21 protein-coding genes are annotated in these 23,732 nt (G+C 59.7%); 13 read left to right on the top strand and 8 right to left on the bottom strand.

Annotated features, from left to right (window positions below; translation table 11 throughout):
• From FKV68_RS08630 to FKV68_RS08615, 4 genes are all read left to right on the top strand, one after another.
• Positions 1-951: an electron transfer flavoprotein subunit alpha/FixB family protein gene (locus FKV68_RS08630; protein ID WP_180941081.1), complete on the top strand. Its 951-nt coding sequence runs from the start codon at positions 1-3 to the stop codon at positions 949-951.
• 180 nt (positions 952-1,131) lie between these two features.
• Entirely contained in the window at positions 1,132-2,514 is a 1,383-nt protein-coding gene (locus tag FKV68_RS08625) for an FAD-dependent oxidoreductase (RefSeq protein WP_246452570.1), read from the top strand.
• A gap of 5 nt (positions 2,515-2,519) precedes the next feature.
• On the top strand, positions 2,520-3,683 hold the full coding sequence (locus FKV68_RS08620; RefSeq protein WP_180941079.1) for an NAD(P)/FAD-dependent oxidoreductase: 1,164 nt from the start codon (positions 2,520-2,522) through the stop codon (positions 3,681-3,683).
• Positions 3,684-3,829: 146 nt separating this feature from the next.
• Positions 3,830-4,468 (top strand): TetR/AcrR family transcriptional regulator, encoded by a 639-nt coding sequence (locus tag FKV68_RS08615; RefSeq protein WP_180941078.1) that lies wholly within the window; start codon positions 3,830-3,832, stop codon positions 4,466-4,468.
• Positions 4,469-4,495: 27 nt separating this feature from the next.
• On the opposite strand, the gene FKV68_RS08610 is transcribed toward FKV68_RS08615, so the two are convergent.
• The 3 genes from FKV68_RS08610 to FKV68_RS08600 form a co-directional block, all read right to left on the bottom strand.
• Positions 4,496-5,212, bottom strand: coding sequence for a nitroreductase (locus FKV68_RS08610; protein ID WP_245181157.1), 717 nt, complete (start codon positions 5,210-5,212; stop codon positions 4,496-4,498).
• Positions 5,209-5,535 carry a hypothetical protein gene (locus FKV68_RS08605; RefSeq protein WP_180941077.1) on the bottom strand — a complete coding sequence of 109 codons (327 nt, stop codon included), beginning with the start codon at positions 5,533-5,535 and terminating at the stop codon, positions 5,209-5,211. The genes FKV68_RS08610 and FKV68_RS08605 overlap by 4 nt, the downstream gene beginning before the upstream one ends.
• Positions 5,536-5,597: 62 nt before the next feature.
• Positions 5,598-6,386, bottom strand: a complete 789-nt coding sequence (locus tag FKV68_RS08600; protein ID WP_180941076.1) for an SDR family NAD(P)-dependent oxidoreductase — start codon at positions 6,384-6,386, stop codon at positions 5,598-5,600.
• A gap of 335 nt (positions 6,387-6,721) precedes the next feature.
• Between FKV68_RS08600 and FKV68_RS08595 the strand changes: the two genes are divergently transcribed.
• The 9 genes from FKV68_RS08595 (at position 6,722) to FKV68_RS08555 (ending at position 17,402) form a co-directional block, all read left to right on the top strand.
• Positions 6,722-7,840 carry a nitronate monooxygenase gene (locus FKV68_RS08595; protein ID WP_180941075.1) on the top strand — a complete coding sequence of 373 codons (1,119 nt, stop codon included), beginning with the start codon at positions 6,722-6,724 and terminating at the stop codon, positions 7,838-7,840.
• Positions 7,841-7,925: 85 nt separating this feature from the next.
• The gene (locus FKV68_RS08590; protein ID WP_180941074.1) at positions 7,926-9,581 is read left to right on the top strand and encodes an electron transfer flavoprotein-ubiquinone oxidoreductase; all 1,656 of its coding nucleotides are present in this window, start codon (positions 7,926-7,928) and stop codon (positions 9,579-9,581) included.
• A gap of 30 nt (positions 9,582-9,611) precedes the next feature.
• Complete coding sequence (locus FKV68_RS08585; RefSeq protein ID WP_180941073.1) at positions 9,612-10,892, top strand: 4-aminobutyrate--2-oxoglutarate transaminase; 1,281 nt, start codon at positions 9,612-9,614, stop codon at positions 10,890-10,892.
• 2 nt (positions 10,893-10,894) lie between these two features.
• Entirely contained in the window at positions 10,895-12,373 is a 1,479-nt protein-coding gene (locus FKV68_RS08580; RefSeq protein ID WP_180941072.1) for an NAD-dependent succinate-semialdehyde dehydrogenase, read from the top strand.
• A 267-nt stretch (positions 12,374-12,640) separates the two neighbouring features.
• A complete protein-coding gene (locus FKV68_RS08575) occupies positions 12,641-13,528 on the top strand; it encodes a transporter substrate-binding domain-containing protein (protein WP_180941071.1) in 888 nt (295 codons plus the stop codon).
• 180 nt (positions 13,529-13,708) lie between these two features.
• Positions 13,709-14,578 (top strand): amino acid ABC transporter permease, encoded by an 870-nt coding sequence (locus FKV68_RS08570; RefSeq protein WP_209647201.1) that lies wholly within the window; start codon positions 13,709-13,711, stop codon positions 14,576-14,578.
• The gene (locus tag FKV68_RS08565) at positions 14,565-15,359 is read left to right on the top strand and encodes an amino acid ABC transporter ATP-binding protein (RefSeq protein ID WP_180941069.1); all 795 of its coding nucleotides are present in this window, start codon (positions 14,565-14,567) and stop codon (positions 15,357-15,359) included. The genes FKV68_RS08570 and FKV68_RS08565 overlap by 14 nt, the downstream gene beginning before the upstream one ends.
• Positions 15,360-15,372: 13 nt before the next feature.
• Positions 15,373-16,410 carry a tagatose 1,6-diphosphate aldolase gene (locus FKV68_RS08560; RefSeq protein WP_180941068.1) on the top strand — a complete coding sequence of 346 codons (1,038 nt, stop codon included), beginning with the start codon at positions 15,373-15,375 and terminating at the stop codon, positions 16,408-16,410.
• Positions 16,411-16,463: 53 nt separating this feature from the next.
• Positions 16,464-17,402, top strand: a complete 939-nt coding sequence (locus tag FKV68_RS08555; protein ID WP_180941067.1) for a LysR substrate-binding domain-containing protein — start codon at positions 16,464-16,466, stop codon at positions 17,400-17,402.
• Positions 17,403-17,439: 37 nt separating this feature from the next.
• On the opposite strand, the gene FKV68_RS08550 is transcribed toward FKV68_RS08555, so the two are convergent.
• From FKV68_RS08550 to FKV68_RS08530, 5 genes are all read right to left on the bottom strand, one after another.
• Positions 17,440-18,324: a transporter substrate-binding domain-containing protein gene (locus FKV68_RS08550; protein WP_180941066.1), complete on the bottom strand. Its 885-nt coding sequence runs from the start codon at positions 18,322-18,324 to the stop codon at positions 17,440-17,442.
• 96 nt (positions 18,325-18,420) lie between these two features.
• Positions 18,421-19,308, bottom strand: a complete 888-nt coding sequence (locus FKV68_RS08545; protein WP_180941065.1) for a succinate--CoA ligase subunit alpha — start codon at positions 19,306-19,308, stop codon at positions 18,421-18,423.
• Positions 19,305-20,447, bottom strand: a complete 1,143-nt coding sequence (locus FKV68_RS08540; protein ID WP_180941064.1) for an ATP-grasp domain-containing protein — start codon at positions 20,445-20,447, stop codon at positions 19,305-19,307. Before FKV68_RS08540 ends, FKV68_RS08545 begins: the two co-directional genes overlap by 4 nt.
• Before the next feature lie 45 nt (positions 20,448-20,492).
• Complete coding sequence (locus tag FKV68_RS08535; protein WP_180941063.1) at positions 20,493-21,941, bottom strand: aldehyde dehydrogenase family protein; 1,449 nt, start codon at positions 21,939-21,941, stop codon at positions 20,493-20,495.
• Between the two features lie 98 nt (positions 21,942-22,039).
• Positions 22,040-23,656: a choline dehydrogenase gene (locus FKV68_RS08530; protein WP_180941062.1), complete on the bottom strand. Its 1,617-nt coding sequence runs from the start codon at positions 23,654-23,656 to the stop codon at positions 22,040-22,042.
• Positions 23,657-23,732 lie beyond the last annotated feature (76 nt).

Here is a 23,732-nt window from a genome sequence, read left to right as displayed (position 1 = left end):
ATGAAGAACGCTCTCTTTGTCATTCATAATTCCCCCGACACCCGCGCCTCGGAGTTCGCCACCCTCGCCGCTCTTGCCTCTGCGGTCGCCAGCGCAGGCTACACCTCCGATCTGCTCGTCCTGAATACCACCGGATCGGCTTCCGTGACGATCAAGCACGGCAACGTCTTCCGCGCCGTGTCGGCGATCGCTCCGGAAAGTCCGGTCGGCGACGGTGCCGAGTTCCTGGTGCACGCCGTGGGCAAAGCCGTAGCGGATGCATCGATGTCGCTCGTAGTCGGCCTTGGAACCATCGCCAACAGAAACTGGGCACCTCAGGTCGCGGCTTCGTTGTCTGCCGAGTATTTGACTGCATGCGAGGCAATCGAGGCTGCCGATGGCGGCCTGCGCGTTACCGCCCCCGTTATGGGCGCAATGGTGCAGAAGTCCGTCTCGCTCGGGGATCGAAAGGCGGTCCTTCTGTACAGCGGCGAAGCCCTCGCTCCTTCTTCCGGTACCGATGTCGACGCACAGGTCTCTTCGACGGCCGTCGAGCAGGGCCGCGCTCGGTTCATCGCTTCGGAAGCGCTGCCGGACACGGGCGGGATTCCCCTCCGCGGAGCCAGCCGGGTCGTTTCCGGCGGTCTCGGCGTCGGCTCCGCCGATAAGTGGCAGGTTATCGAGCAGTTCGCTGCCAAGGTGGGTGCGGCGGTCGGCGCAAGCCGCGCCGCGGTCGAGATGGGCTGGGTTCCGTCGTCGCGCCAGGTTGGCTTCAGCGGCCAAAAGGTAAGTCCGGACGTTTACGTTGCCGTCGGCATCTCGGGAGCGGTCCATCACCTTGCCGGGATTGGCGGAGCGAAAAAGATCATCGCTATCAATAAGGATCCGGAAGCGGGTATCTTCAAGGTAGCGGATATCGGTATCGTGGGTGACTACGAGCAGATTTTGTCAGCCGCGATGCGGAAGCTCTAACCTATGCGGCCGGGGATGGTCTCGCCGTCTTCCCGGGCCGGCTCAACAAACTGAATAACGACCAGGCTAGGGCCGGTTCACAAGAGGGAACGCAAAATGAGTGGCAAGCGTATCGTGATCGTCGGAGCGAGCCGACTGGGATGTGAGTTCGCGTTGGCGGCCCGGGCGGCAGGCCACGAGGTGGCGTTGGTCGACGAGCATCCGCAGGAACTCAAGAACATGTCATTCGACGCGCCGTATTTCTACGGTTCGGGGCTGCCGGCGTCGCTGAGCGACGAAACGGCCGCGTTCGACAATGTCCTGAGTTCGAACGAGCCTCTCCTCGAATGCGTGGAGAACGAAGTGGACGTCAAAGTCGGCGTCGTCGCCTGGGGCGCGTTCCACAACGCTGCCAATTCGCAGCATATCGGCACGCCCAAGGTCGGCGTCGTTTCCCGCGAGGGCAACGAACTGCTCGAGTACGACGCGCTCGTTCTGGCAACGGGATCGCGGGATTTCGTGCCATCGTTCAAAGGATGGGAGCTGCCGGGCGTTCTTGGCGGCAAGGCAGCGACGAAACTCCTCGTCTCCTATCAGTGCTTCAACGGCAGCAACTGCCTCGTGTTAGGTACCACTTCCCTCGCCGTGGAGTTTGCCCGCGCCGCCCGCGAGCGGGGACTGGATATCGCTGGCTTCGTGGAACCGACGTCGGCATTCCGTGCCGGACAAGCGGACGAGGCGTGGGCAAGGGAACAAGGTATCCCGATACATTTCGAGAGCGTGATCCTGGAGGCCAGCGGTACCGACAAGGTATCTTCGGCGACCGTTGTTCGCCTGGATGGTGAGGATGACAAGAGCGAAGTTACTTGCGACACGATCTGCGTTGCTATCGCGGAGCTCCCGAACATCGAGCTCCCGGCGGCGATGGGGTGCGGTCTGGAGTTCGCCGAGGCTATCCCTGCATGGGTCCCCATTCTGGACGCCAATTTCCAGACGACCGTCCCCGATGTGTATTGGGTGTCGACGTTCAACGACGTGGACGACCAGGTAGCCCGCGCACTTGCCGCCATCGATGGCGACGAGTCCCGGTCAGCAGTCCAGCAAAAGCGCACCGCTGAAGGTACAAACCCGGCTGAATATATCAATCTCTGGGTTTCCAAGCTCTCCGAGACGGGCGGAACTGGCGTAATCCTCTGCCAATGTGAGACGGTTACCCGGGGTGAATTCCTCGACCTTCAGCCGCCTCGCTACCTGAAGAGCGGACTACGTCACCCCCACGACGCCGTCACGGGGGGAGACGTCGGACCCAAGATCAGCCAGGATTTGTTGAAGCGGATGACCCGCGTGGGAATGGGACACTGCCAAGGCAAAAGGTGCCGTGACGAAGCGGCGATCCTTCTCTCGCAGCGTTTCGGCGTACCTCTCAAGGACATCAAGCCGGGGAGCTATCGGTTCCCTGTCCGCCCGATCGACATGGCTTTGATCGCAGCTGAAGACGACGACTATCACACCCGCGAAAAGTGGCCGCATTGGATGCATGAGGAAGTCGTGCCTGAAAGCGTCGCAGGCTCCGCACAGAGGTAAAGAAGATGAACAATTACGACGTGATCGTCGTCGGCTCCGGCCTCCTCGGCCTCTCGACGGCATACCATGCACAAAAATCCGGGGCACGTGTACTCGTCATCGATCGTGGCTCGGTAGCATACGAAGCGTCCTCGCGGGCAACCGGTTACCTGAGCCTCCGCGCCGACGATCCGGATGAAGCCCCGCTCGCCGGAATGGCCGAAAAGCTGTGGGACACTCTGGATGAGGAACTCGGCTATCCAACGGAGTGGACGCAGAAGGGACGCCTTTGGGTGGCGTTCTCCGACAAGCAGGTCGAAGAGCTCAAGGGAACCTACAAGGCATTCACGCGCGCCGACTTCGGCTTCGAGCTAATTGATGCGGACGCCTGTCGCAAGCTGATACCCATCCTTTCGCCGGAAACGCGCGCCGGGCTGTACACGCCTCGCTCCGGTCATGCGAACCCGCAGCGTGTGTCGCAAGCGTTCGCCTGGGCCTTCCAGGACCATGGCGGGACCATCCTCGAGCATACTCCGGTCTATTCGGTCATCGAGGAAGCAGGAAAGGTGAAAGGCGTGAAGACCAAGTCCGGCGACCTATACGCCGAGCGCGTCGTTCTCTGCGCGGGTGGTTATAACGCAAAGCTCCTCGAGCCGTTCGGCGTCCTGTTCCCGGTGGCCACCGTGCGCCTCGAAGCACTTGTAACCACTCCCCTGCCACCAATGTATGAGGTTGGCTTTATCGGGCTGAACGGGCTGTCCATCCGGCAGACGAGGCGTGGAAACCTCCACGCGAACGGCGGCCCGCACGAGTGGGTGGACGTGGACGCGGACAGCGAGCCGAACAAACCCAACACCCCGATCGTCCGGAACCTTGTCCGTCGCATGATCGAAGCCTTCCCCGTAGCAAAAGGAGCGCAGTTGCTGCGCACTTGGGCCGGGGTGCTCGATATCACGCGCGATCAGAAAACCATTATCCACCGGTTCGACCATCCCGAGGGACTGCTGGTTGCGGCGGGAGCGGGACACGGTTTCGGCATGGCCCCCGCGATCGGGATTGCCATGTCCGAACTTACGTTAAACGGGGCGACCAACGCTCCCATTAAAGGACTCGGCCTCGAACGCTTCTCCACTCTCTCTCCGAACTGGAAGGCGGAGAAACAGTGGCACGCCGGGTCATACAATACATGAACCAAGAGAAGCCTCAATGGCAACAACGGTTTAGCATGAACAGGTTTCAAGCGCTCTCGTTGGGCAAACCGGTTAGGACGGCGATAAAGCTTGTGTTTCGGTTTTTTATACCGTAAAGAACGAAAACATACTCATAGAGGCACCTGATGGACATGGACGCACCGCAAGAGTCTTCGAAGCCGAATATCCGGGGCAGAATTAAGCAGCAGAAAACCGAGTTGATCCAAGAGGAGATTCTCGACGCTGCCGCCCGGTTGATCGCAGCGCGTGGCTTCCGCGCCGTTACCGTTGACGATATTAGCGCTGAAATGGGTTTCACCAAATCCATCGTCTATTACTATATGAAAAACAAGAACGAGATCCTTTGGAGGATTTTCGAGAAGATCGACCATACCTACGCGAAGGGTCTGGAAGAAGCGCTGAGTTCCGGTGGAACTCCCACGGAGCTACTTGCGAAGATCGTCAAGATGCACTCGCTCAACGTGATGGAACACCAGGATTGGTCAACGATCTACAACCGCGACGAAAACGAGCTGACCGAGGAGCAGCGCGCCGCGGTTACGTCTAATCGTCGGAAATACAACAAGCAGATTCAGGACCTGTATTCGCAGGGCATCGCGTCCAAGGAGTTTCGTGAAACGGACCCCTTCCTCGCTGTTTGCTGCGTTATCGGCGCTTGCAATTGGCCATACACGTGGTTCCGCAGATCGTCTAAGTATAGTGCAGAAGACGTCGCGTCCGCATTCGCGGACCAGCTCATCAAGGGCGTCGCGCGGGGAGCGTGACGCCGCGGCGTCCGCCCCCTTCCCTTTTCAATCAACGAATACAACGCTGTCAGCGATTTCGACGCGATCCGTGCGGAAGCTGTTGGCTGCGTGATCTTTGACCTCGTAGCCGAACGACACGCCGCAAACCACACGAAGCTCGGGAGCAATCGGAGCGTGTCTACGGATAACGTCCGCATAATGCGCGATCGCGCCTTGCGGAACTGCCGCGACTCCGAGCGCCTGCGCTGCGAGCAGGAAGTGCCCGAGGTAGATGCCTGTATCGAACAGGCCGCGCTCTGCCAGATCATTGTGTACCGTGACCACCGCCAGATGCGGCGCACCGAAGAAACGGAAGTTTTCAAGCGCCTGTCTACCTGACGCCTCGCGGTCGCCCTTCTGGATACCGACCGCATTGTAGAGCGACAAGCCGCACTCTCGACGCCGTTCCTGGAAAACCCCCGTATAGGTCCCGATCGGGGGCACGTCGGATGTACGTTCCCGACCGGTGGCGGCAGCTTCGTACATTTCAGCCCGCAGGGCTTCGAGGGCGCTGCCGCTCAGGATGAACATACTCGCAGGTTGCGTATTGCAGTCCGACGGTGCCGTCCGGGCAACCTCCAAAATCCGGTCAATATCGGTTCTCGGGACGGGTCTCTTCTGGAACGCCCTGCAGGAGTAGCGGCCCTTGGCGACCGATAGCAATGAATCATACGGTGTAGAGACGTTCTGGCTCATTGTCCGATCCATAACAACTTCGTTCATGACTTAGTATCCTTATCGGGTAAGCCCGTATTGCGGCCTGCCTTGATAACGCTCGACTGATCGGCCTTGGCATCCGGTACATAGGTGTGCGGCGACTCAAAGCCGCCACGGACGAATCGCCGCGGGACGGGAGTTCCGACCTTTCGAAATAGGTCGGGAAATCGAACTTCCATTCGGGCCAGTTGAATTCCCAACCGCTTCAGCGAAGTCACTCGCGCGACCGCGCGCATACACAGTTCCGCTAATAGAAAAAGAACCGCCCAGAACGCGCTCGCCGGCGGATCGATGACACGGCCGTCACCGCAGATTGCGGAGATCTGCATATCGGCTTGCCCCCCGTGAACGAGAGCCAAGTTTCGGTTTCCAATGGCGACGGCCGTGAGTGTTATTGGATTGTCCAGCCTGCGTCGATTACGAGCGAGTGCCCAGCCATGTAGCCAGCGTAGGGAGACGCCGCAAACATGATGGCGTTCGCAATATCCAGCGGAACGCCCTTACGGCCAGCGGGAACCCGCTTCAGCGCATCGGGATTTACGCCAACCCCGCGAGCCATGTTCGGGGCATCGCCGCCGAGAATACGGGCCGAGTTTCCACGCATGTCCGTCTGGATCATGCCGGGGCAAACCGCGTTGATCCATACGCCCGCCTTGGTGAATTCCACGGCCATCTGTCGGGTCAGACCGATTACGCCGAATTTCGAAGCCGTGTATGCCAGACCGTCGGCCCCGCCGATGATACCGCCGACTGAAGCGACGTTTACGATTCGGCCCTCGCCGCGGGCCACCATGTCCTTGAGGACCGCACGGCAGCAGTAGAAAGTGCCGCGGAGGTTTGTATCGATGACGCGGTCCCACAGCGCGTTCGAGGTATCGAGGGCACCAGCAAAACCGTCAAAGATGGACGCATTGTTAACGAGCACGTCGATACGGCCGTGCTTTCTGGTAACGGCATCAACGAAGTTGTTAATCGAGCTTTCCTGCGTGACGTCGGTCTGGATGAAATCGACCGTAAAGCCCTCGGACGCGAGCGCGCTGACGACTTCCTGTCCCTTGTCTTCCAGGTATCCGGCGATCGTCACGTCAGCCCCTGCACGAGCGAATGCTTCGACAGTTGCGGCACCTATCCCCGTTTCGCCGCCTGTAATAACAACAACTTTTCCCTTAAAGTCGAACATGCTCAAGCTCCTTCAGCTGCGCTAGAATCGGTCCACTCGAAGGGACCCTTGAAACGAATGCGATCGGCCTTCGACGGAACCACCACGGGGGTCGCCCCTCCTAAATCCGACAACATACCCGCGCGTACAATACAGTACTCCTTGGATTGCGCAATGGCTTCATCGGGATGATTGCTGTTTTTCGCATGGTCGATCACGGCGGTAAAAGCGTCACCGTCGCAATCCCCTCTTTACAAACATACCGATGATAATGTAATTTATACTCATGAGTAGACAAATGCATGGGGCCGGTGGACTTTAAACGGCGGATCCCGAAAAGCGTCGGAGGGCTTAACTTGCAAACGGATTTGACGAAGACTCTCGGTATCGATCTGCCGATTTTTGCCTTCTCGCACTGCCGCGACGTGGTCGCTGCAGTTACGAAAGCCGGGGGCATGGGGTCCTTGGGCGCGGCATGGATGACGCCGGAAGAACTCGAGATGTCCCTTGACTGGATCGAGCAGCGCGTTGAAGGCAAGCCTTTCTCGGTCGATCTGGTCTTCCCCGGCACCGGCGGCGAGGACGTGGAGAAGACGCCTGAGGAATACCGCAAGCTCATCCCCAAGGAACACTTGAACTTCGTGAAGAACCTTCTCGACGAAGCCGGGATCGCCGACATTTCGGACGCGGATCGCGACGCCTACCTCGTGGAGTATGCGCGGAAGATGGCGATGACGCACAAGAAGAGCCGCGAGCAGCTTGAAATCGTTTTGAGCCGGAAATCGGTTAATTTCATCGTAGGCGCGCTCGGGGTCACCCCGGAGTGGGTGACGAAAGAAGCCCACAGCAAGGGCGTGAAAGTTGGCGCGCTGGTCGGTAATGCGAAGCATGCCGCCAAACAGAGGGCGGCCGGCGTCGACGTTCTCGTCGCGCAAGGAACGGAAGCGGGCGGCAGCGTCGGGAATATCGCTTCGATGGTGTTGTGGCCGCAGGTGGTTGACGCGGCGGAGGGTATACCCGTTCTCGCGGCAGGCGGTGTGACGCGCGGCTCACAGATTCTAGCGGCACTGGCGCTGGGCTGCCAGGGCGTCTGGATGGGTTCGTTGTGGCTTGGAACCGCTGAAAGCGACCTGAGCATCGAAATGCGCGAAAAGCTTTTCGCGGCCGTCTCGGAAGACGCCCGTCTCTCGAAGGCCATGACGGGCAAGCAGGGCCGGATGCTTTACACGAAGTATGTGGACGCATGGCACCGGCCGGATTCGCCGAAACCCCTCGACTGGCCGATGCAGTCGATCATGAACGGCTATCCTTTCAAGCGGGCCGAGCGCGGCCGTAACCTCGACTATTGGACCTATTCTGTCGGTCAGGCCGTCGGTGATATGAACGAGCATACGACCGTCAAATCCGAAATTGAGCGCATGCTGAACGAGTACGTCGAGGCAGTCGACAAGCTGCAGAGCGTCACCTCGTACTAATTACGTTGATTTGGACTGAGCGGCTCAACTCTCTGGCGGCAGGCGCTTCGGCGTCTGCCCATTAACTTATCGGAAATCGGTGAACATGGACACGAGCCTCGATCGCGAGAGCATGGAATTCGACGTCGTAATCGTCGGCGGTGGGCCTGCCGGGCTATCGGCCGCGATTCGACTGAAGCAGGTAAATCCGGACCTTTCGATCGTGGTACTGGAGAAAGGCGCGGAAGTCGGCGCGCATATCCTGTCCGGTGCGGTGGTTGATCCCGTCGGCATCGACCATCTCCTGCCCGGATGGCGAGATGACCCCGCCCATCCGTTCAAGACAGAGGTCACGGATGACCAGTTCCTGCTCCTCGGTCCTGCGGGCTCCGTTCGGTTGCCGAATTTCGCCATGCCGCCCCTAATGAACAACCACGGGAACTTCATCGTATCGCTCGGAAACGTCTGTCGGTGGCTCGCGGCGAAAGCCGAAGAGCTCGGCGTCGAAATCTACCCCGGGTTCGCTGCGGTCGAAGTCCTCTACAACGAAGATGGCGCAGTTGTGGGTGTCGCGACGGGCGACATGGGTATCGAGAAGAACGGCGAGCCCGGCCAGAACTTCGCGCGTGGCATGGAGCTTCTCGGAAAATACACGTTGATCGGCGAAGGCGTGCGCGGCTCGATTGCCAAGCAACTGATCGCGAAATATGACCTTTCAAAGGGGCGCGAGCCGCAGAAGTTCGGGATCGGCATTAAGGAACTTTGGCAGGTCAAGCCGGAGAACCACAAGCAGGGGCTGGTACAGCACTCGTTCGGCTGGCCCCTCGGCATGTCCACGGGCGGCGGCTCCTTCCTCTACCACCTTGAAGACAACATGGTGGCCGTGGGTTTCGTGGTTCACCTGAACTACAAGAATCCCTACCTGTATCCGTTCGAAGAATTCCAGCGCTTCAAGACGCATCCTGCCATCCGCGGCACCTTCGAGGGCGGCAAGCGTGTGTCGTACGGCGCGCGGGCCATTACCGAAGGTGGTTATCAATCCGTCCCGAGACTGTCGTTCCCGGGCGGCGCGCTTATCGGTTGTTCCGCGGGACTGGTCAACGTCCCGCGCATCAAGGGCAGCCATAACGCCGTTCTCTCGGGGATTCTGGCGGCAGACCGAATTGCGGCGGCGATTGTCGGAGGACGCGCCAACGACGAAGTCGTGGAGATCGAAAACGACTGGAGAGCGAGCGACATCGGCAGGGACTTGAAGCGTGTCCGCAACGTCAAGCCGCTCTGGTCGCGCTTCGGAACGGCCGTCGGCGTCGCATTGGGTGGTCTCGACATGTGGACCAACCAGCTCTTTGGCTTCTCGTTTTTCGGCACGCTCAAGCACGGCAAGACCGACGCGCAGAGCCTAGAGCCCGCCTCGAAGCACAAGCCGATCGCCTACCCGAAGCCGGACGGTGTCCTCACCTTCGATCGACTGTCTTCGGTCTTCCTGTCGAATACGAACCATGAGGAAAACCAACCGGTTCATCTCAAGGTGAAGGACATGGATCTACAAAAGCGGTCCGAGCACGACATCTATGCAGGTCCGTCGAACCGCTACTGTCCCGCCGGCGTCTACGAATGGGTAGAGAAGGACGGCAGAGACGTGTTCGTTATCAACGCGCAGAATTGCGTCCACTGCAAGACCTGCGACATCAAGGACCCAAATGGGAACATCACGTGGGTACCGCCCCAAGGTGGCGAGGGCCCGGTCTATCCGAACATGTAGTCCCGACATATCCTACCCAGGAGTTTTTGCATGCTGAACACCGAAATCGCCATCCGCCGCGCCGAAGCTATCTCGCGGGGAGTGGGCGTTACAACGCAGGTCTATGCCGAACGCGCAGAAAACGCGGAGATCTGGGATATCGAGGGCCGCCGCTTTATCGACTTCGCCGCCGGGATAGCGGTTGTCAATACAGGACACCGTCATCCGAAGGTAATCGAGGCGGTCAAAGAGCAGCTCGACCGCTTCACTCACACCTGCCACCAGGTAGTGCCTTACGAGAACTACGTACTGCTCGCGGAGCGCCTGAACTCGCTCGTGCCCGGCGACTTCAAAAAGAAGACGATCTTCGTCACCACCGGAGCGGAGGCCGTCGAAAACGCGGTCAAGATCGCTCGTGCTGCCACCAAACGCTCGGCGGTCATCGCCTTCACGGGCGCGTTCCACGGCCGGACTTTCATGGGCATGGCGCTTACGGGCAAGGTCGTACCCTACAAGACCGGGTTCGGCGCGATGATGGGTGATGTCTTCCACGTCCCCTTCCCTGTCGAGCTACACGGCACCTCGGTCGAAGAGTCGCTGTCGGTCTTGGACAAGCTCTTTAAGGCTGACGTCGATCCGAACCGGGTCGCCGCCTTTATCGTCGAGCCCGTTCAGGGCGAAGGCGGATTCTACGAAGTTCCCCGTGCCTTCATGCATAAGCTCCGCGAACTGGCCGACAAGTACGGCATTCTGCTTATTGCCGACGAAGTGCAAACCGGTTTCGCGCGCACGGGCAAGCATTTTGCGATGGAACACTACGGCGTTGCGGCGGATATCACGACCATGGCGAAAGGGCTCGGCGGCGGTTTTCCGATCGCGGCCGTAACCGGCCGCGCGGATATCATGGACGCTCCCGGCCCGGGCGGTCTCGGTGGAACGTATGGCGGAAACCCGGTAGGCGTTGCCGCTGGCAATGCGGTGCTCGACGTCATCGAGCAGGAGAGCCTAAACGAACGGGCCGACCTGCTCGGGAACCGACTGAAGCAGCGACTCGATTCGCTTCGCGAAGCGGTGCCACAGATCGCCGACATCCGAGGCCCGGGCTTCATGAACGCGGTCGAATTCAACGTAGCCGGTTCTGGCGCGCCTAACCCGGAATTCGCAAATGCCGTAAGGCTGAAGGCACTCGACAACGGACTGATTCTGCTGACATGCGGGGTCCACGGTAACGTAATCCGCTTCCTCGCACCGATCACCATTCAGGACAGCGTGTTCTCCGAAGCCCTCAACATACTCGAGAAGGCTATCCGCGACACCGCCAAGGAGGCTTGAGAATGACGCTGTCAGATTCCGTCCTCTCCAGGCTCAAGGACCCGAGCCTCGCAGTCGACAAGGCGCTGATCGTTGGTGAATGGGTTGCCGCCAGCGACAGCGGAAGCACATTCGACGTCACAAATCCCTCCACCGGGGAAGTTCTTGCAACCCTTCCCGACATGAACCGCGCGGAAGCAAGGAGAGCGATCGAAGCTGCATACGGGGCACAGAAGGCTTGGGCCAAAAAGACGGGCAAGGAGCGAGCCGCCGTACTCCGCAAGCTGTTTGATCTCATCGTCCAGAATGCGGACGACCTCGCCACCATCCTCACGCTTGAGATGGGCAAGCCCTTCCTCGAGGCGCGCGGCGAGATCCTGTATGGCGCATCCTACGTCGAGTGGTTCGGCGAAGAGGCCAAGAGGCTCTACGGCGACGTGATACCCGGACACCTTTCCGACAAGCGTATCCTGGTTGTGAAGCAGCCAGTCGGCGTCGTCGCGGCTATCACCCCTTGGAATTTCCCGAACGCTATGCTGGCGAGAAAGATGGCCCCGGCGATCGCCGCCGGGTGCGCGATGATTTCAAAGCCCGCAAAAGAGACGCCGCTTTCCGCGCTGTCTCTCGCGCTGCTCGCCGAACGCGCAGGAGTTCCGGCAGGCATCTTCAATGTCATTACGTCCAAGGACTCGCCTTCGATTGGCAAGGAGTTCACCGAAAACGCCAAGGTTCGAAAGCTCACCTTTACCGGGTCTACCGAGGTGGGACGGGTCCTGGCGCGCCAGGGAGCCGACCAGATCCTCAAACTCGGTTTGGAGTTGGGCGGTAACGCACCCTTCGTTGTCTTCGACGACGCCGACGTCGATGCGGCGGTCGAGGGCGCGATGGTCTCGAAGTACAGGAACAACGGGCAGACCTGTGTCTGCGCGAACCGTTTATACGTCCAGTCAGGCATCTACGATGAGTTCGCGAGAAAGCTCGCCGACCGTGTCGCGGCGATGACGGTTGGCGACGGCTTCGAACACGGAGTGAATGCGGGGCCGCTCATTGATCGTAAAGCCCTCGCCAAGGTCGAAGAGCATATCGAGGACGCGGTTTCAAAGGGTGCCGCCATCGTAGTCGGCGGGAAGCCGCACAAGAAAGGCGGCCTGTTTTTCGAGCCTACCGTTCTCACAGGCGTGACGACCGAGATGAAGGTCGCTCGCGAGGAGACGTTTGGACCGGTCGCCCCGCTTTTCAAGTTCGACACCGAAGAGGAGGTCGTCCTCCTGGCGAACAACACTGAATTCGGCTTGGCCTCGTATTTCTACTCCAGGGATGTCTCCCGAATCTTCCGCGTCGCGGAAGAACTCGAGTACGGCATGGTGGGCATCAATACGGGTTTAATTTCCACGGAAGTCGCGCCGTTCGGTGGTGTAAAGCAGTCAGGCCAAGGCCGCGAGGGATCGAAGTACGGCCTCGATGACTACACCGAGATGAAATACCTCTGCCTCAGCGTTTAGACGTCGCGTTTCAAACGAACGGCCCGGGCCTGCCGCTTTCAGCGGTGGGCCTTTTTACGTTCATCGGGGAAGCAGCTTGGTCGCGCAGCGAAGCCAGAAAGCGACCCGAGTTAGGCATTCGCGACACTCGAAAATCCTGATGGGATAAAAACAAACGCACTAGACTATATATTAAACTTGTGCGTATACTAATCATCGCGAGCCGTACCTCATAGAAATCGGGAATGGAAACCATGTGCGGCCGCGTTTCAAACTGGAGGTTAGAATATGCTGCACCCCCTTAGCCGCGGGCTTAAAGGCTTGGCCGTAATGCTGTTCGTCGTCGCGGGTGTTGCTCCCGCTTTCGCCCAGGACAGCGCGGCCGTTCCCGAAGTCGTGGAGAAAGTTCCTGCGGCGATCAAGGAAGCCGGAAAGCTTCGGATCGCGATGCCCGACCAGGGCAAGCCCTTCGCGTACAAGGTCGGAAACGAACTGAAGGGCATGGACGTCGACCTTGCCAATGCGTTGGCAGCGACGATGGGGCTGGAAGCGGAAGTCACACTGATACCTTTTGCTTCTGCGCTTACCGGTCTGCAGGCAAACAAGTTCGACATCTCTTTCGGCGAATTCTACATCACGGCGGAGAGAATGAAGACCGCGGACTTCATTACGAGCTGGCAGACATATGCGACCTTCCTCGTGAACAAGGACAAGGGTTTTATGCCGGCGACGGTCTCCGACGTCTGCGGCAAGTCGGTGGCTGTCATGACCGGATCCGTAGACCAGGTAGCGCTCGAGAAGGCCAAGAACGACTGCGCAGACGGCACGCGAATCAAGGTCGAGGCGTTTCCTAACAGCAGCAGCGCAGTTCTCGCTCTTGTCAGCGGACGTGTGGATGCCGTCCGCGCCGATATTGGCGTCGCAAGTGACATGATGCGTGCAACCCCCGGCCTCGTGAACACCGGGAAGCTTGGGGGCGGTTTCTGTGCCATCGCGGTAGCTCGCAACGAAAACTCAACGCAGATGCTGGACGCCAGCAAGGCGGCGCTCGATCACCTCATCAAGTCGGGAGAGTACAGGCGCATTCTCGAGAAGAACGAGACCGCATACGGCGCGATCGAGGAAGCCGCGATCTATGCAGAAGGATCGAACCCTCCCGTCTACAAGGAAGAATAGTTCCGACGTCGGGGCCGCCGCCATGGGCGGCGATCCCCTCTCGCCGAACCTGCCTTGATGCAGACAATCGCCAGGTGGCGGTTATAGCGCAAGAAATCTCGTTCTTCGTGTCTCCCAATGAAGTGGAATACGGTGATGTCCAACACCGATGTACGCGCACAGCAATCTCGCCTGGTCGACATGCCCGTCGTTCGGGTCCGTTACTACGGACGGTGGTTTGCGGGCGCGCTGATCCTTCTAGTCCTCGCCGCCATGGTTCGATCAGCGGTAACCAACCCGCGCTTCCAGTGGCAGGTGGTATGGGACTATCTTTTTGACGCCTCGATCCTTTCCGGTCTCTACAACACCCTGTGGCTGACGGTCGTGGCCATGTTCATCGGCGTCACCCTCGGTACGGTCGTCGCCGTCATGCGTTCATCGAAGAACCCTGTTCTCAGCCAGTCCGCAGCCGCATACGCGTGGGCCTTTCGCGGAACGCCGCTGCTGGTCCAGCTCATCTTCTGGTACAATATCGCGGCCCTCTATCCGGTGATCGAGATCGGGATTCCTTTCGGCCCGACTTTCGCGAGCCTGGACGCCAACACATACATCACCGTCTACGTCGCCGCCGCCCTCGGTCTCGGCCTGAACGAGGCTGCGTACATGTCCGAGATCGTGCGGTCGGGCCTCAATGCCGTTCATCCGGGACAACGCGAAGCCGCAGAGGCCCTTGGGATGAGCAGCCGCCGAATTCTCGTCCGCATCATTCTCCCGCAGGCGATGAGGGTGATCATTCCGCCGACGGGCAACCAGCTAATCGGAATGCTCAAAACCACGTCCGTCGTAAGCGTGATCGCGCTTCAGGAACTCCTGTATTCCGCACAATTGATCTACTCGACTACCTTCCAAACGATACCGCTGCTGATCGTCGCGTCGCTATGGTACCTCCTGATCACGACCGTGCTGTCGATTGGACAACATTACCTCGAGCGTCATTTCGGCAGGAGTGACCTTGCATCAACTCGTTCTACAGCAATCGATGAGGAAAGCGACGACGATGACCACAAATAAAACTGGCGTCGAAAATGGCGCGCTGGCAGTCGTTGCGGAAGGCGTGCGGAAACGCTACGGCCCGCTGGAAGTGCTGAAGGGTATCGATTTCGACGTGTCTTACGGCAAGGTAGCCTGCATCCTTGGACCGTCAGGATCGGGCAAAAGCACGTTCCTGCGCTGCATGAACCATTTGGAGCGCATCGATGGCGGACGTTTGTCGGTAGCCGGGAAACTTGTCGGATACCGCGAGCGTAACGGAAAGCTCTACGAACTGAGACCCAATGAGATCGCCAAAACACGGATAGACATCGGGATGGTGTTTCAGAGCTTCAACCTCTTTCCGCATATGACTGTCCTGCAAAACATCATCGAAGCGCCGGTCGGTGTAAAGAACGTCTCAAGGGCCGAGGCTATCGACTACGCGATGGTGCTTCTCAGGAAGGTTGGTCTTGCGCATAAGCGCGACGCCTATCCTCGCACACTCTCCGGCGGCCAGCAGCAACGCGTGGCCATTGCGCGCGCGCTCGCGATGCGTCCCAAGGTCATGCTCTTCGACGAGCCCACGAGCGCTCTGGACCCCGAGCTAGTCGGCGAGGTGCTGGGTGTGATGAAGGAACTCGCCAACGAGGGCATGACGATGGTCGTCGTCACTCACGAGATGGGTTTTGCCCGCGAGGTCGCCGATACGGTCACCTTCATGGACGGAGGCTACATAGTCGAACAGGGGTCCCCGGAGGCCATTTTCAACTCACCCCAAACCGAACGTGCACAAGCCTTCTTCGGCAAGGTGCGGCGATAGGGGCGGCCGCGCGATGGAAATGTCGGCCGGAAAACTTTGGTCAATGCGCCGTCTTTCGAGCCCCGACGGCTTCTTTATGATGAATGCCGTCGATCAGCGTCCTGCCGTGGAGGCGCTAGTGGCCGAGTGTGTAGGACGCGATGTCGCGACTTACGACGAAATCGGCGCGCTGAAAAAGACGTTGATCGAACTGCTGTCGTCGTCTGGCACGGCAATACAGGTCGATCCGGACTACGGCTATCCATATGGTTATGGCAGTCTGGACCCGTCCCGAGGATTGATCGTGGCAGCCGAAGCAGGCACCTGCGACGAAGACCAGGGTGGAAGGCGGAACTTCCTGAATCCGGGCTGGTCGGTAGAGAAAATCAAACGACTGGGTGCCGATGCCGTGAAGGTAACCGTCTGGTATCGGCCTGAGGCCTCTCCCGACACCCTGCGACACCAAAGAGAATTCGTTGAAGCGATTGGGCGTGAATGCAGGCGACATGACATCGCGTTTCTCATTTGCCCCATGGCCTACGCGTTCCCGGGCGAGGTGAACCCGGATCAATGGGAACCGCACAAGCAACCGGCGATCCTAGAAGAAACGCTCTGCGAACTGCGCAAGGAGCGCTACGGGCTGGATCTTTTTCAACTCGAAAATCCCATTCGCAACCGCGATCTTGTCGATCCCGACGACGGCAGCGCCGCCAGCGCTAACGTGCAGTCCGCGTACAATCGTATTGACTCCCTGCTCGATCGGCCGTGGGTAATGATGTCTGCCGGAGCTGGCCGCGATGCCTATCGGCGAACCCTGACCTTTGCTTTCCGGGCAGGCGCAAGCGGCTACCTGGCGGGCCGTGTGATGTGGGGTGAAGCTGCAAAGCGGTTTCCTGACATCGGCGGCGTTCGTGCCGCACTGCGGGGCCATGACACTGAACGCTACATCGAAGATATCCAGACGCTGCTTCGCAAATGCGGGAAGTCTTGGCACCGAAAGCTGGCTCCGAGCGGTGACATGCGCATGGCGCATGCGAGAGCGTCATTCAAGAGCGAGTACCCCGCATTTTGAAGTCGCTCCGGAAGCTGTCTGAAGGCTAGATCCACCTCAGGAGGAGGTCCAAGATGTTGCAAGGCCCGCATAAACTGCGGTCAGGCTTACCTCCCCTGCATGCCCTCCGTGCGTTTGAATCCGTGGGAAGAACGGGATCGGCAAAGGACGCGGCCCTCGAGTTGTGCATCACGCAATCCGCCATCAGCCACCAGCTCAGACAGTTGGAAGACGCTCTCGGGATCAAGCTGTTCGAAAGACGCGGTCGCTCTCTTTCCCTTACCCTGGCAGGTCGCGAATACTTCGTGGCGGTCGCTCAAGCCTTGGCGCTGGTCCGAGACCGAACGGAAACGCTGATCGAGAACGAACAGCAGGACACCGTAACCGTGGCGAGCCTCCCATCTTTCGCCATACACTGGCTCATCCCGCGGCTGTCGGAATTTTTCTCGAAGCACTCGCGCGTGAACGTTAACCTCCGTTACACCCTGATGGGCGAATCCGCCCCGAACGACGCCGCCGACCTGCGCATACGATACGGAAGCGGCACTTGGGAGGGGTACATGAGCCAGCAAATCCTCGGCGGGTCGCTGATTGTGGTGTGCACGCCGGAATACCTGAAAAGGCACGGGCAGGTGCGCGAAACAACAGATCTTCGCCGCCACCAACTGATCCACGATCAGAATCTCTCCTGCTGGAGACAATGGTTCGCCAGTCAGGGACTAACGGATTTCCCGTTGAGCCATGAGCTCGTTCTCCACGACCAGCACATGGCCATTGCAGCGACGCTGCACGGCCAGGGGATAGGCCTTTGCAGGAGTACGCTGATCGCGGATGACTTGGCTAAAGGGCGGTTGGTCCGCCTCTTCGAACACTCGACGGACGGCGAAAACGGCTACCATGTTTGCTGGAGGGAAGAAATCAGGCTGAGCAGCGCCGCCAAGGCGTTTCGGCGATGGCTCGTCGCGCAATCGAAAGCGTGCTCATCGGAAGTCAGCTATAGCAGTGGAGATTGACGCGCCAAACCTTAGTGTGGGCTGGCGCGTCCCCGGTTTACTCGTAAACGGGAGGCGTTGAGCCTTTCGTATAAATGTCGAATTGCGTCAATGCACCGTAATCGGTTTCGTGCGCGGTCAGGAGCTTCTTGTATTCGCCCGTTTTGTCCAGATGAACCAAGGCGGCCTGGATGGCTTCGGGAAGCCCCTTGGTCTTCTCGTTGCGGGCGATTGCGATCGCCGTAAGGCCCTCCCCAAGCGTGCCGCTTTCGACAAGGCCCTTCTCGGTTTTCTGTGCTTCACGAGATATCTGCGGGTCGACAAATACGGCATCGACGCGACCGCTGCTCAGTGCGAGAACGGCACTCGCCATTGAGGGGAACGCCTGGACGTCGATTTTCCCTTCCGCGCATTTGTCGGCATTCTTCTGCAGTCCTTCGAGGTTCACCGTTCCTGCCATCGCACCCGCTCTGCGACCACACAGGTCCTTGAAGTCGGTCGGCCGAAGACCGCTTTTTTCGGTAACCAGGAAGACATTGAAAGTTTTCCAGTCACTCACGAAATCGACGACTTCGAGCCTTTCCGCGCGAATGTAAAACTGTCCGAACGAGACGGAGAACTTGTCCGACTGGAGGCCAGGTAGCGCTGCTGTGTAAGGCACCAAGGTCATTTCCGGCTTTAGGCCCAACGTCGCCGCGATCGCGCGCGCCAGGTCCGGCTCCATGCCTTTCAGCTCATTGCCCTCCTGATAGTTATACGGTTTGCCTTGGTCGGGCATCGCGATCCGCAGAGTTCCTTCGGAGCGAAGCGCGGCGGGAACGAGACCTGCCGCTACGGGATCAGTCGGATAATCGTCGGCGTAGGCCGGAAACGTCGCGCACACCGCCAAAGAAGCGGCGGTGACGAGTTTGCGAAGGTTCGTTCTCTGGGAGCTCATGGTCATGCCCTGTATCCTTCTCTTCTGCGGTTGAGTTGCATCAATTCGTCAATCGGACTCTCATATTGTCGCGGCGCTGTCCGCCTGGTCACGCTGAGTTGCTCAGCGCCTCGCCGTCCGAGGCGCGGGACACCGCAGAAGCATCGGAACGATGTCGGAGAACTGTTCGGCCACGCTCACCCCGGCCTCCTTGAACGCGCGGACCTTTCCCTCGTAACCACCGCGACCCTGGGTGACGATCGCGCCCGCATGCCCGATATTCTGGCCCGGCTTGACGAGCCTGCCGGACACGAACGCGACGACTGGCTTGCCGATATGTTTCGCGATGTGAGCTGCGGCGAGTTCCTCGTCGGCACCGCCGACCTCCCCCAGTATGAGAACGCAGTCCGTTTCCGGGTCGCGCTCGAAGAGATCCAGCAGGCGGCGATAATCAGTGCCCTTGACGAGGTCGCCACCGATCGAAGCGACGGTGCTAACCCCCAGCCCGGCAAATTTCATCTCCGACATCGCTGCGAAGGTCACGGAGCCGCTTTTGGCGACCACCCCAACCCGACCCGGGATGCAGATTGAATTGCAGATAAATCCAGCCCTCGCCTCGCCCGGCGTCAGAATGCCGCTGGAATTCGGACCGACGAGGACCGCGCCCGCCGCATGGGAAAGGGCTTTCAACTCGAGGGCGTCGTGTACCGGAACGTATTCGGTAGTGATCAGTATGCTTCGAATATTCGCCGCAAGCGCATCCTTGGTATCTTCGAGTACCCGTGCAGGCGGACTGAAGATGACAGCGAGGTCAATTATGCCCGACGAGGAGACGGCCTCGCGTGCGGTTGTGTAAACCGCCTTGCTTCCCGGGCCGGAGGGCCCCTCCTGCCCCACCGACGCCACCAGGAGAGCGCCGGATTCACATAGAGCTTTGCGTTGGCGCGCGCCGTGCGGCGTGTCGGCACCGTAAAAGACGATCCGCGTCAGCGCGTTTAGCAGGATGCTCATTTGCCCGCCTCCCTGCTCGCGATCGACACGACTTCCGTAATCGCGCTCTTGAGGTTTTCGAAGTTCCGCATTCCGCTGGCGTCGAACAGCCTTCTGGATTCGTCCTCCCCCTTGCCATGAAAATGGAAGACCACGGGCTTGGCGCGATCGCGCGGGCGCGCTGCCAACGCGGCGAACACATCGTTCGCAACGATTGCGAGGTCGTACCCGCAGGTCGTTATGTTCAGGAAGGCGACGCGAAGAGACTCGTCGTTGTCCAGCCGATCCAACAGGGCCAGTGTACCCTCGCGGGTCCGGTGGTGCAGGATGAGGTCATCGATGTCGAGAAGCGCGGCAACGTTCTGACCTTCGTCGGCAATCCAGTCGGCGATCGTCAGCCCGATCCCGCCACCGATCCCGGCGTACAGGACCTTCCCGCCGCCGAGTTCCTTGAGATTCTCGAGCGGCGGCGATAGCGAGCCGTCGTTTGTGCAGGTTTGCTTCTGCGCGTGCTCGGGATGCCGGAACAGAGCGGAGTCGTCGACAACGACGCGGGAGTCCAGCGCCGCCAACGATCCGTCCGCCAGTTCGGCAACGGGATTGATCTCCGCGGTGGTCGCGTCGGCAGCGCGGAACGCCTTCCACAGACGCTCCGCCATGTTCACGAACCTTTGAGGCTCTGTCAGCCCGAGGCGCTCACACGACGCGAAGACCTCCGCGCTCGGGATGCCCCGAAGAAAATCGATGGGGATGCGGACGATGCTGTCCGGATCTCTCTGGCTGGCCTCCTCGACGTCGACACCCCCGTCACGCCCGATGAGCAGCCACACGTCGCCGGAATCCACCAGGACGCCCATGTACCTTTCAGCCAGGATTTCCAGCCGTTCTTCGATCAGGATTTCTTTAACGACGTGACCGTTCACCGTGCTCTCGAACAGGCTCAGGAACGCCCGGCTGGCTTCATCATGGTTTCGGGCGAAGAGAATTCCCCCGTTTTTACCGCGCGCTCCCGACAAGATTTGCGCCTTCAGGACGACAGGTCCGTCGAAGCGGACGATTGCGCTGCGAAACTCGACGTCGTCTTTCACAAGATGACCGCGCGGGAGGCGCACACCCTGCGCCCTGAGAAGTTCTTTTCCAGTGTTTTCCAAGAGAAGCATTTAGAGTTTTCCGTTGAAGTTCCTGATTGCCAACGCTCGTTCGCGTCAGCCTCCGGGCATCGTTGTCGGAGCAAACCCAACGACCGCTTTCAGTTCGGTGAAGTCATCAATCGCCCATCGACCGTACTCCCGGCCGTTGCCCGACTGCTTGTATCCGCCGAAGGGCACCGTCAGGTCGCCGGGCGCGTAGTTCAGGAAGACTTGCCCAGCGCGCAGGCGTTCGGCGACTTTTCGCGCACGATCGAGGCTGGCAGACGACACATAGGCCGCCAGGCCGTAGGGCGTGTCGTTGGCGATGCGTATCGCCTCCTCCTCATCGGAATAGGGAATGACGCAGAGTACCGGTCCGAAGATTTCCTCGCGTTCGATTTTCATCCCGGCACGCACGTTCGCGAAGACCGTCGGCTTGACGTAGTAACCTCGGTCGTGCCCTTCGGGTCTGCCCACACCGCCTACGACGACTTCGGCACCGTCCGCCACGCCGGCGGAAATCAGTGTCTGTATTCGGTCGTACTGCTGGGCGCTTACCACTGGGCCCATCTGTGTTCCGACGCGTTGCGGGTCGCCAATGGCGAACTCTTCCACAGCACTCCTGGCTATGGCCGTGGCTTGATCGTGAAGGTCTTTCGGCACCAACATCCGTGTCGGCGCATCGCAAGTCTGGCCCGAGTTGCGCAGCACCTTATGCACGCCCGTCGTGACCTCCGACCTGAGATCGCAGTCATCGAGAAGAATGTTCGGCGACTTTCCGCCAAGCTCCTGAGCCACGCGTTTGACCGTCGGTGCGGCAGCTTCGGCGACCGCGATGCCCGCGCGGGTGGACCCGGTGAAGGACACCATGTCGACGTCGGGATGGGCGGACAGTGCTTGACCGACTTCCGGACCCGTTCCGTTAACGAGGTTGAATACGCCAGGAGGCACCTTCGCCTCGTGGAGGATTTCCGCGAACAGGATCGCGGAAAGCGGAGCGACTTCGCTCGGCTTGAGTACCATAGTGCACCCGGCCGCGATCGCAGGAGCGACCTTTGCCGCGATCTGGTGGATCGGCCAGTTCCAGGGTGTGATCAATGCACAGACACCGATCGGCTCTCTCCGAATGAGGCTCGAGCCTTGCTGGCGGTCGAACTCGTACTCGCACAATACGGCGAGTGTCACCTCCAGATGTGCTCGTCCGCCGCGCACATGGGATTGGCGTGCGAGCGTGATCGGAGCGCCGATCTCGCGGCTTATCGCGCGGGCCATTTCATCGGAACGTCGATCGTAAACCTTCAATATCCGGTCGAGGATTTCCAGTCGTTCGACGCGACTACAGCTGGAGAAGGCCGGAAACGCGGCCCTCGCGGCGGCGACGGCGCGTGACACGTCTTGCGCGTTTCCTGCTGCCACCTTCGAAAAGGGCTGTTCCGTGGACGGGTCGATGACGTCGATTGTCGCATCCGTGGATGGCCGTATCCATTCACCGTCGATGTAGAAGCGGGTGCTGTTCTCGAACACGTAAATCTTCCTTTCAACTGACGCCTTGAGTACAGGCCGCTTGGCTGTACCGCCTGGCGCGGACCGCACAATCTTCCTGCCGCCGTGACAGCGCCTGTTCAGGCGGTCCGGATGAAGTCCGCGGCCCGTTCACCGATCATTATCGAGGTTGCATTCGTGTTCGCGGACACGATCGTCGGCATTACCGAGGCATCCGCCACGCGCAGCCCATGGAGGCCGTGAACCCGCAAGTCGGGCCCAACTACGGTGTCCGGGTGCGTGGCAGGTCCCATTCTGCATGAGCCCGCGAGGTGGTAAGCGGTCGTGCAGCGTTTCCTGATCCAAGCGTCGAGCTCTTCGTCAGTTTGCACGTCGGAGCCGGGGTCGAGTTCCGCGCCCGCGTATTCCGACATTGCTGGCTGCGCCAATACCCTACGCGCGATCCTTGTGGCTTCGCGGAGCGACTGGAGGTCGATGGGGTCTTTGAGGTAGTTCAAAAGCAGAACGGGTGGGTCCGAGGGGCGCGGGCCGGAGATACTCACCTTCCCCCGACTGGCCACGGTCATCAAACCGATATTCATCTGGAACGTGGGCTGCGGGTAGAATTCGTAGCTGTCGGGTTGCATCGCGGCCGGGAATAGCTCGAACTTGAAGTTCGGCTCTGCCAGTTCCGGGCGTGATTTGAGGAACGCGCACGCCTCGTAGTGATTTGTGGCTGCAAAGCCTCTTTTGCAAAGAAACCACTTCAACCCGATAAGGTACTTCCTCGGGAAACGGGACGCGGAAAGCAGGGACGCCGACGGCACCTTGCAGGCCATGTGTATGGCGACGTCGGGGTGATCCTGGAAATTTTCGCCTACACCTGGGAGATGGTGGATTGGCGTCACGCCGACTTGTTTGAGCTCTTCGGCATTGCCGATTCCCGATTGCATCAACAGTTTCGGGCTATTCACGGCTCCGCCACTCAGAATGATCTCCCGTCCAGCTTCGACCACTTCATGACGATCAAGTCGACGAATCTCGACAGCGGTGACGCGCTTGCCCACGAGAACGAGTTTTTCGACCGTGCTGTCCGTGTAGATTGTTAGATTGGGGCGGAGCCGCACGTCGGGTGTCAGGTATGCGTACGCGGTGCTGCAACGATACCCATTCACGATATTCTGCTCGTGTGGTGCAAAGCCTTCCTGCGTGGCGGAGTTCGAGTCCCGAAGAAGCGGATACCCCGCCTGTTTTCCCGCCTTCATCCATGCCTGATTGAGCGGGTTCCGCATTTTGGGCACCACGATCCGCATCGGGCCATGACCGCCCCGGTATTCGGTCTCTCCGAAGTCCGAAGTCTCGAGCTTACGGAAGAACGCCAAGACGTCTTTGTATGCCCACCCCGCACAGCCGTATTCGCTCTCCCAGATATCGAAGTCGCCGGGATTGCCGCGCGTGAATACCATTCCATTGATGGAGGAAGAGCCGCCCAAAACGCGTCCGCGCGGTTGGTTGATCACCTTACTTGCAAGATACGGTTCGGGAGCGGTCCGATACTGGTACGTGTACCGCTTATCAAGTACGAGGTCGGCAACCGCCGCGGGCATATCGACCCGCCACCTTCTGTTGTCGGGGCCCGCCTCAATCAGCAGCACCTGGTTTCGGGGGTTCTCGGAGAGACGTGAAGCGATCACGCATCCGGCAGATCCGCCACCTACAACGATGTAGTCAAAGTATCTGATTTCCTGACTGCGCACGCGGTTCCCCTCAGACGACAAAATGCGTCGCCTTCCGCGGCTGACGGCCGCGCCTATTGCTTTGAGGTATTTTGAA

The sequence above is a fragment of the Sinorhizobium mexicanum genome (genome assembly GCF_013488225.1).
GTDB lineage: Bacteria > Pseudomonadota > Alphaproteobacteria > Rhizobiales > Rhizobiaceae > Sinorhizobium > Sinorhizobium mexicanum.
This window is presented reverse-complemented; position numbering and strand designations above follow the sequence as displayed.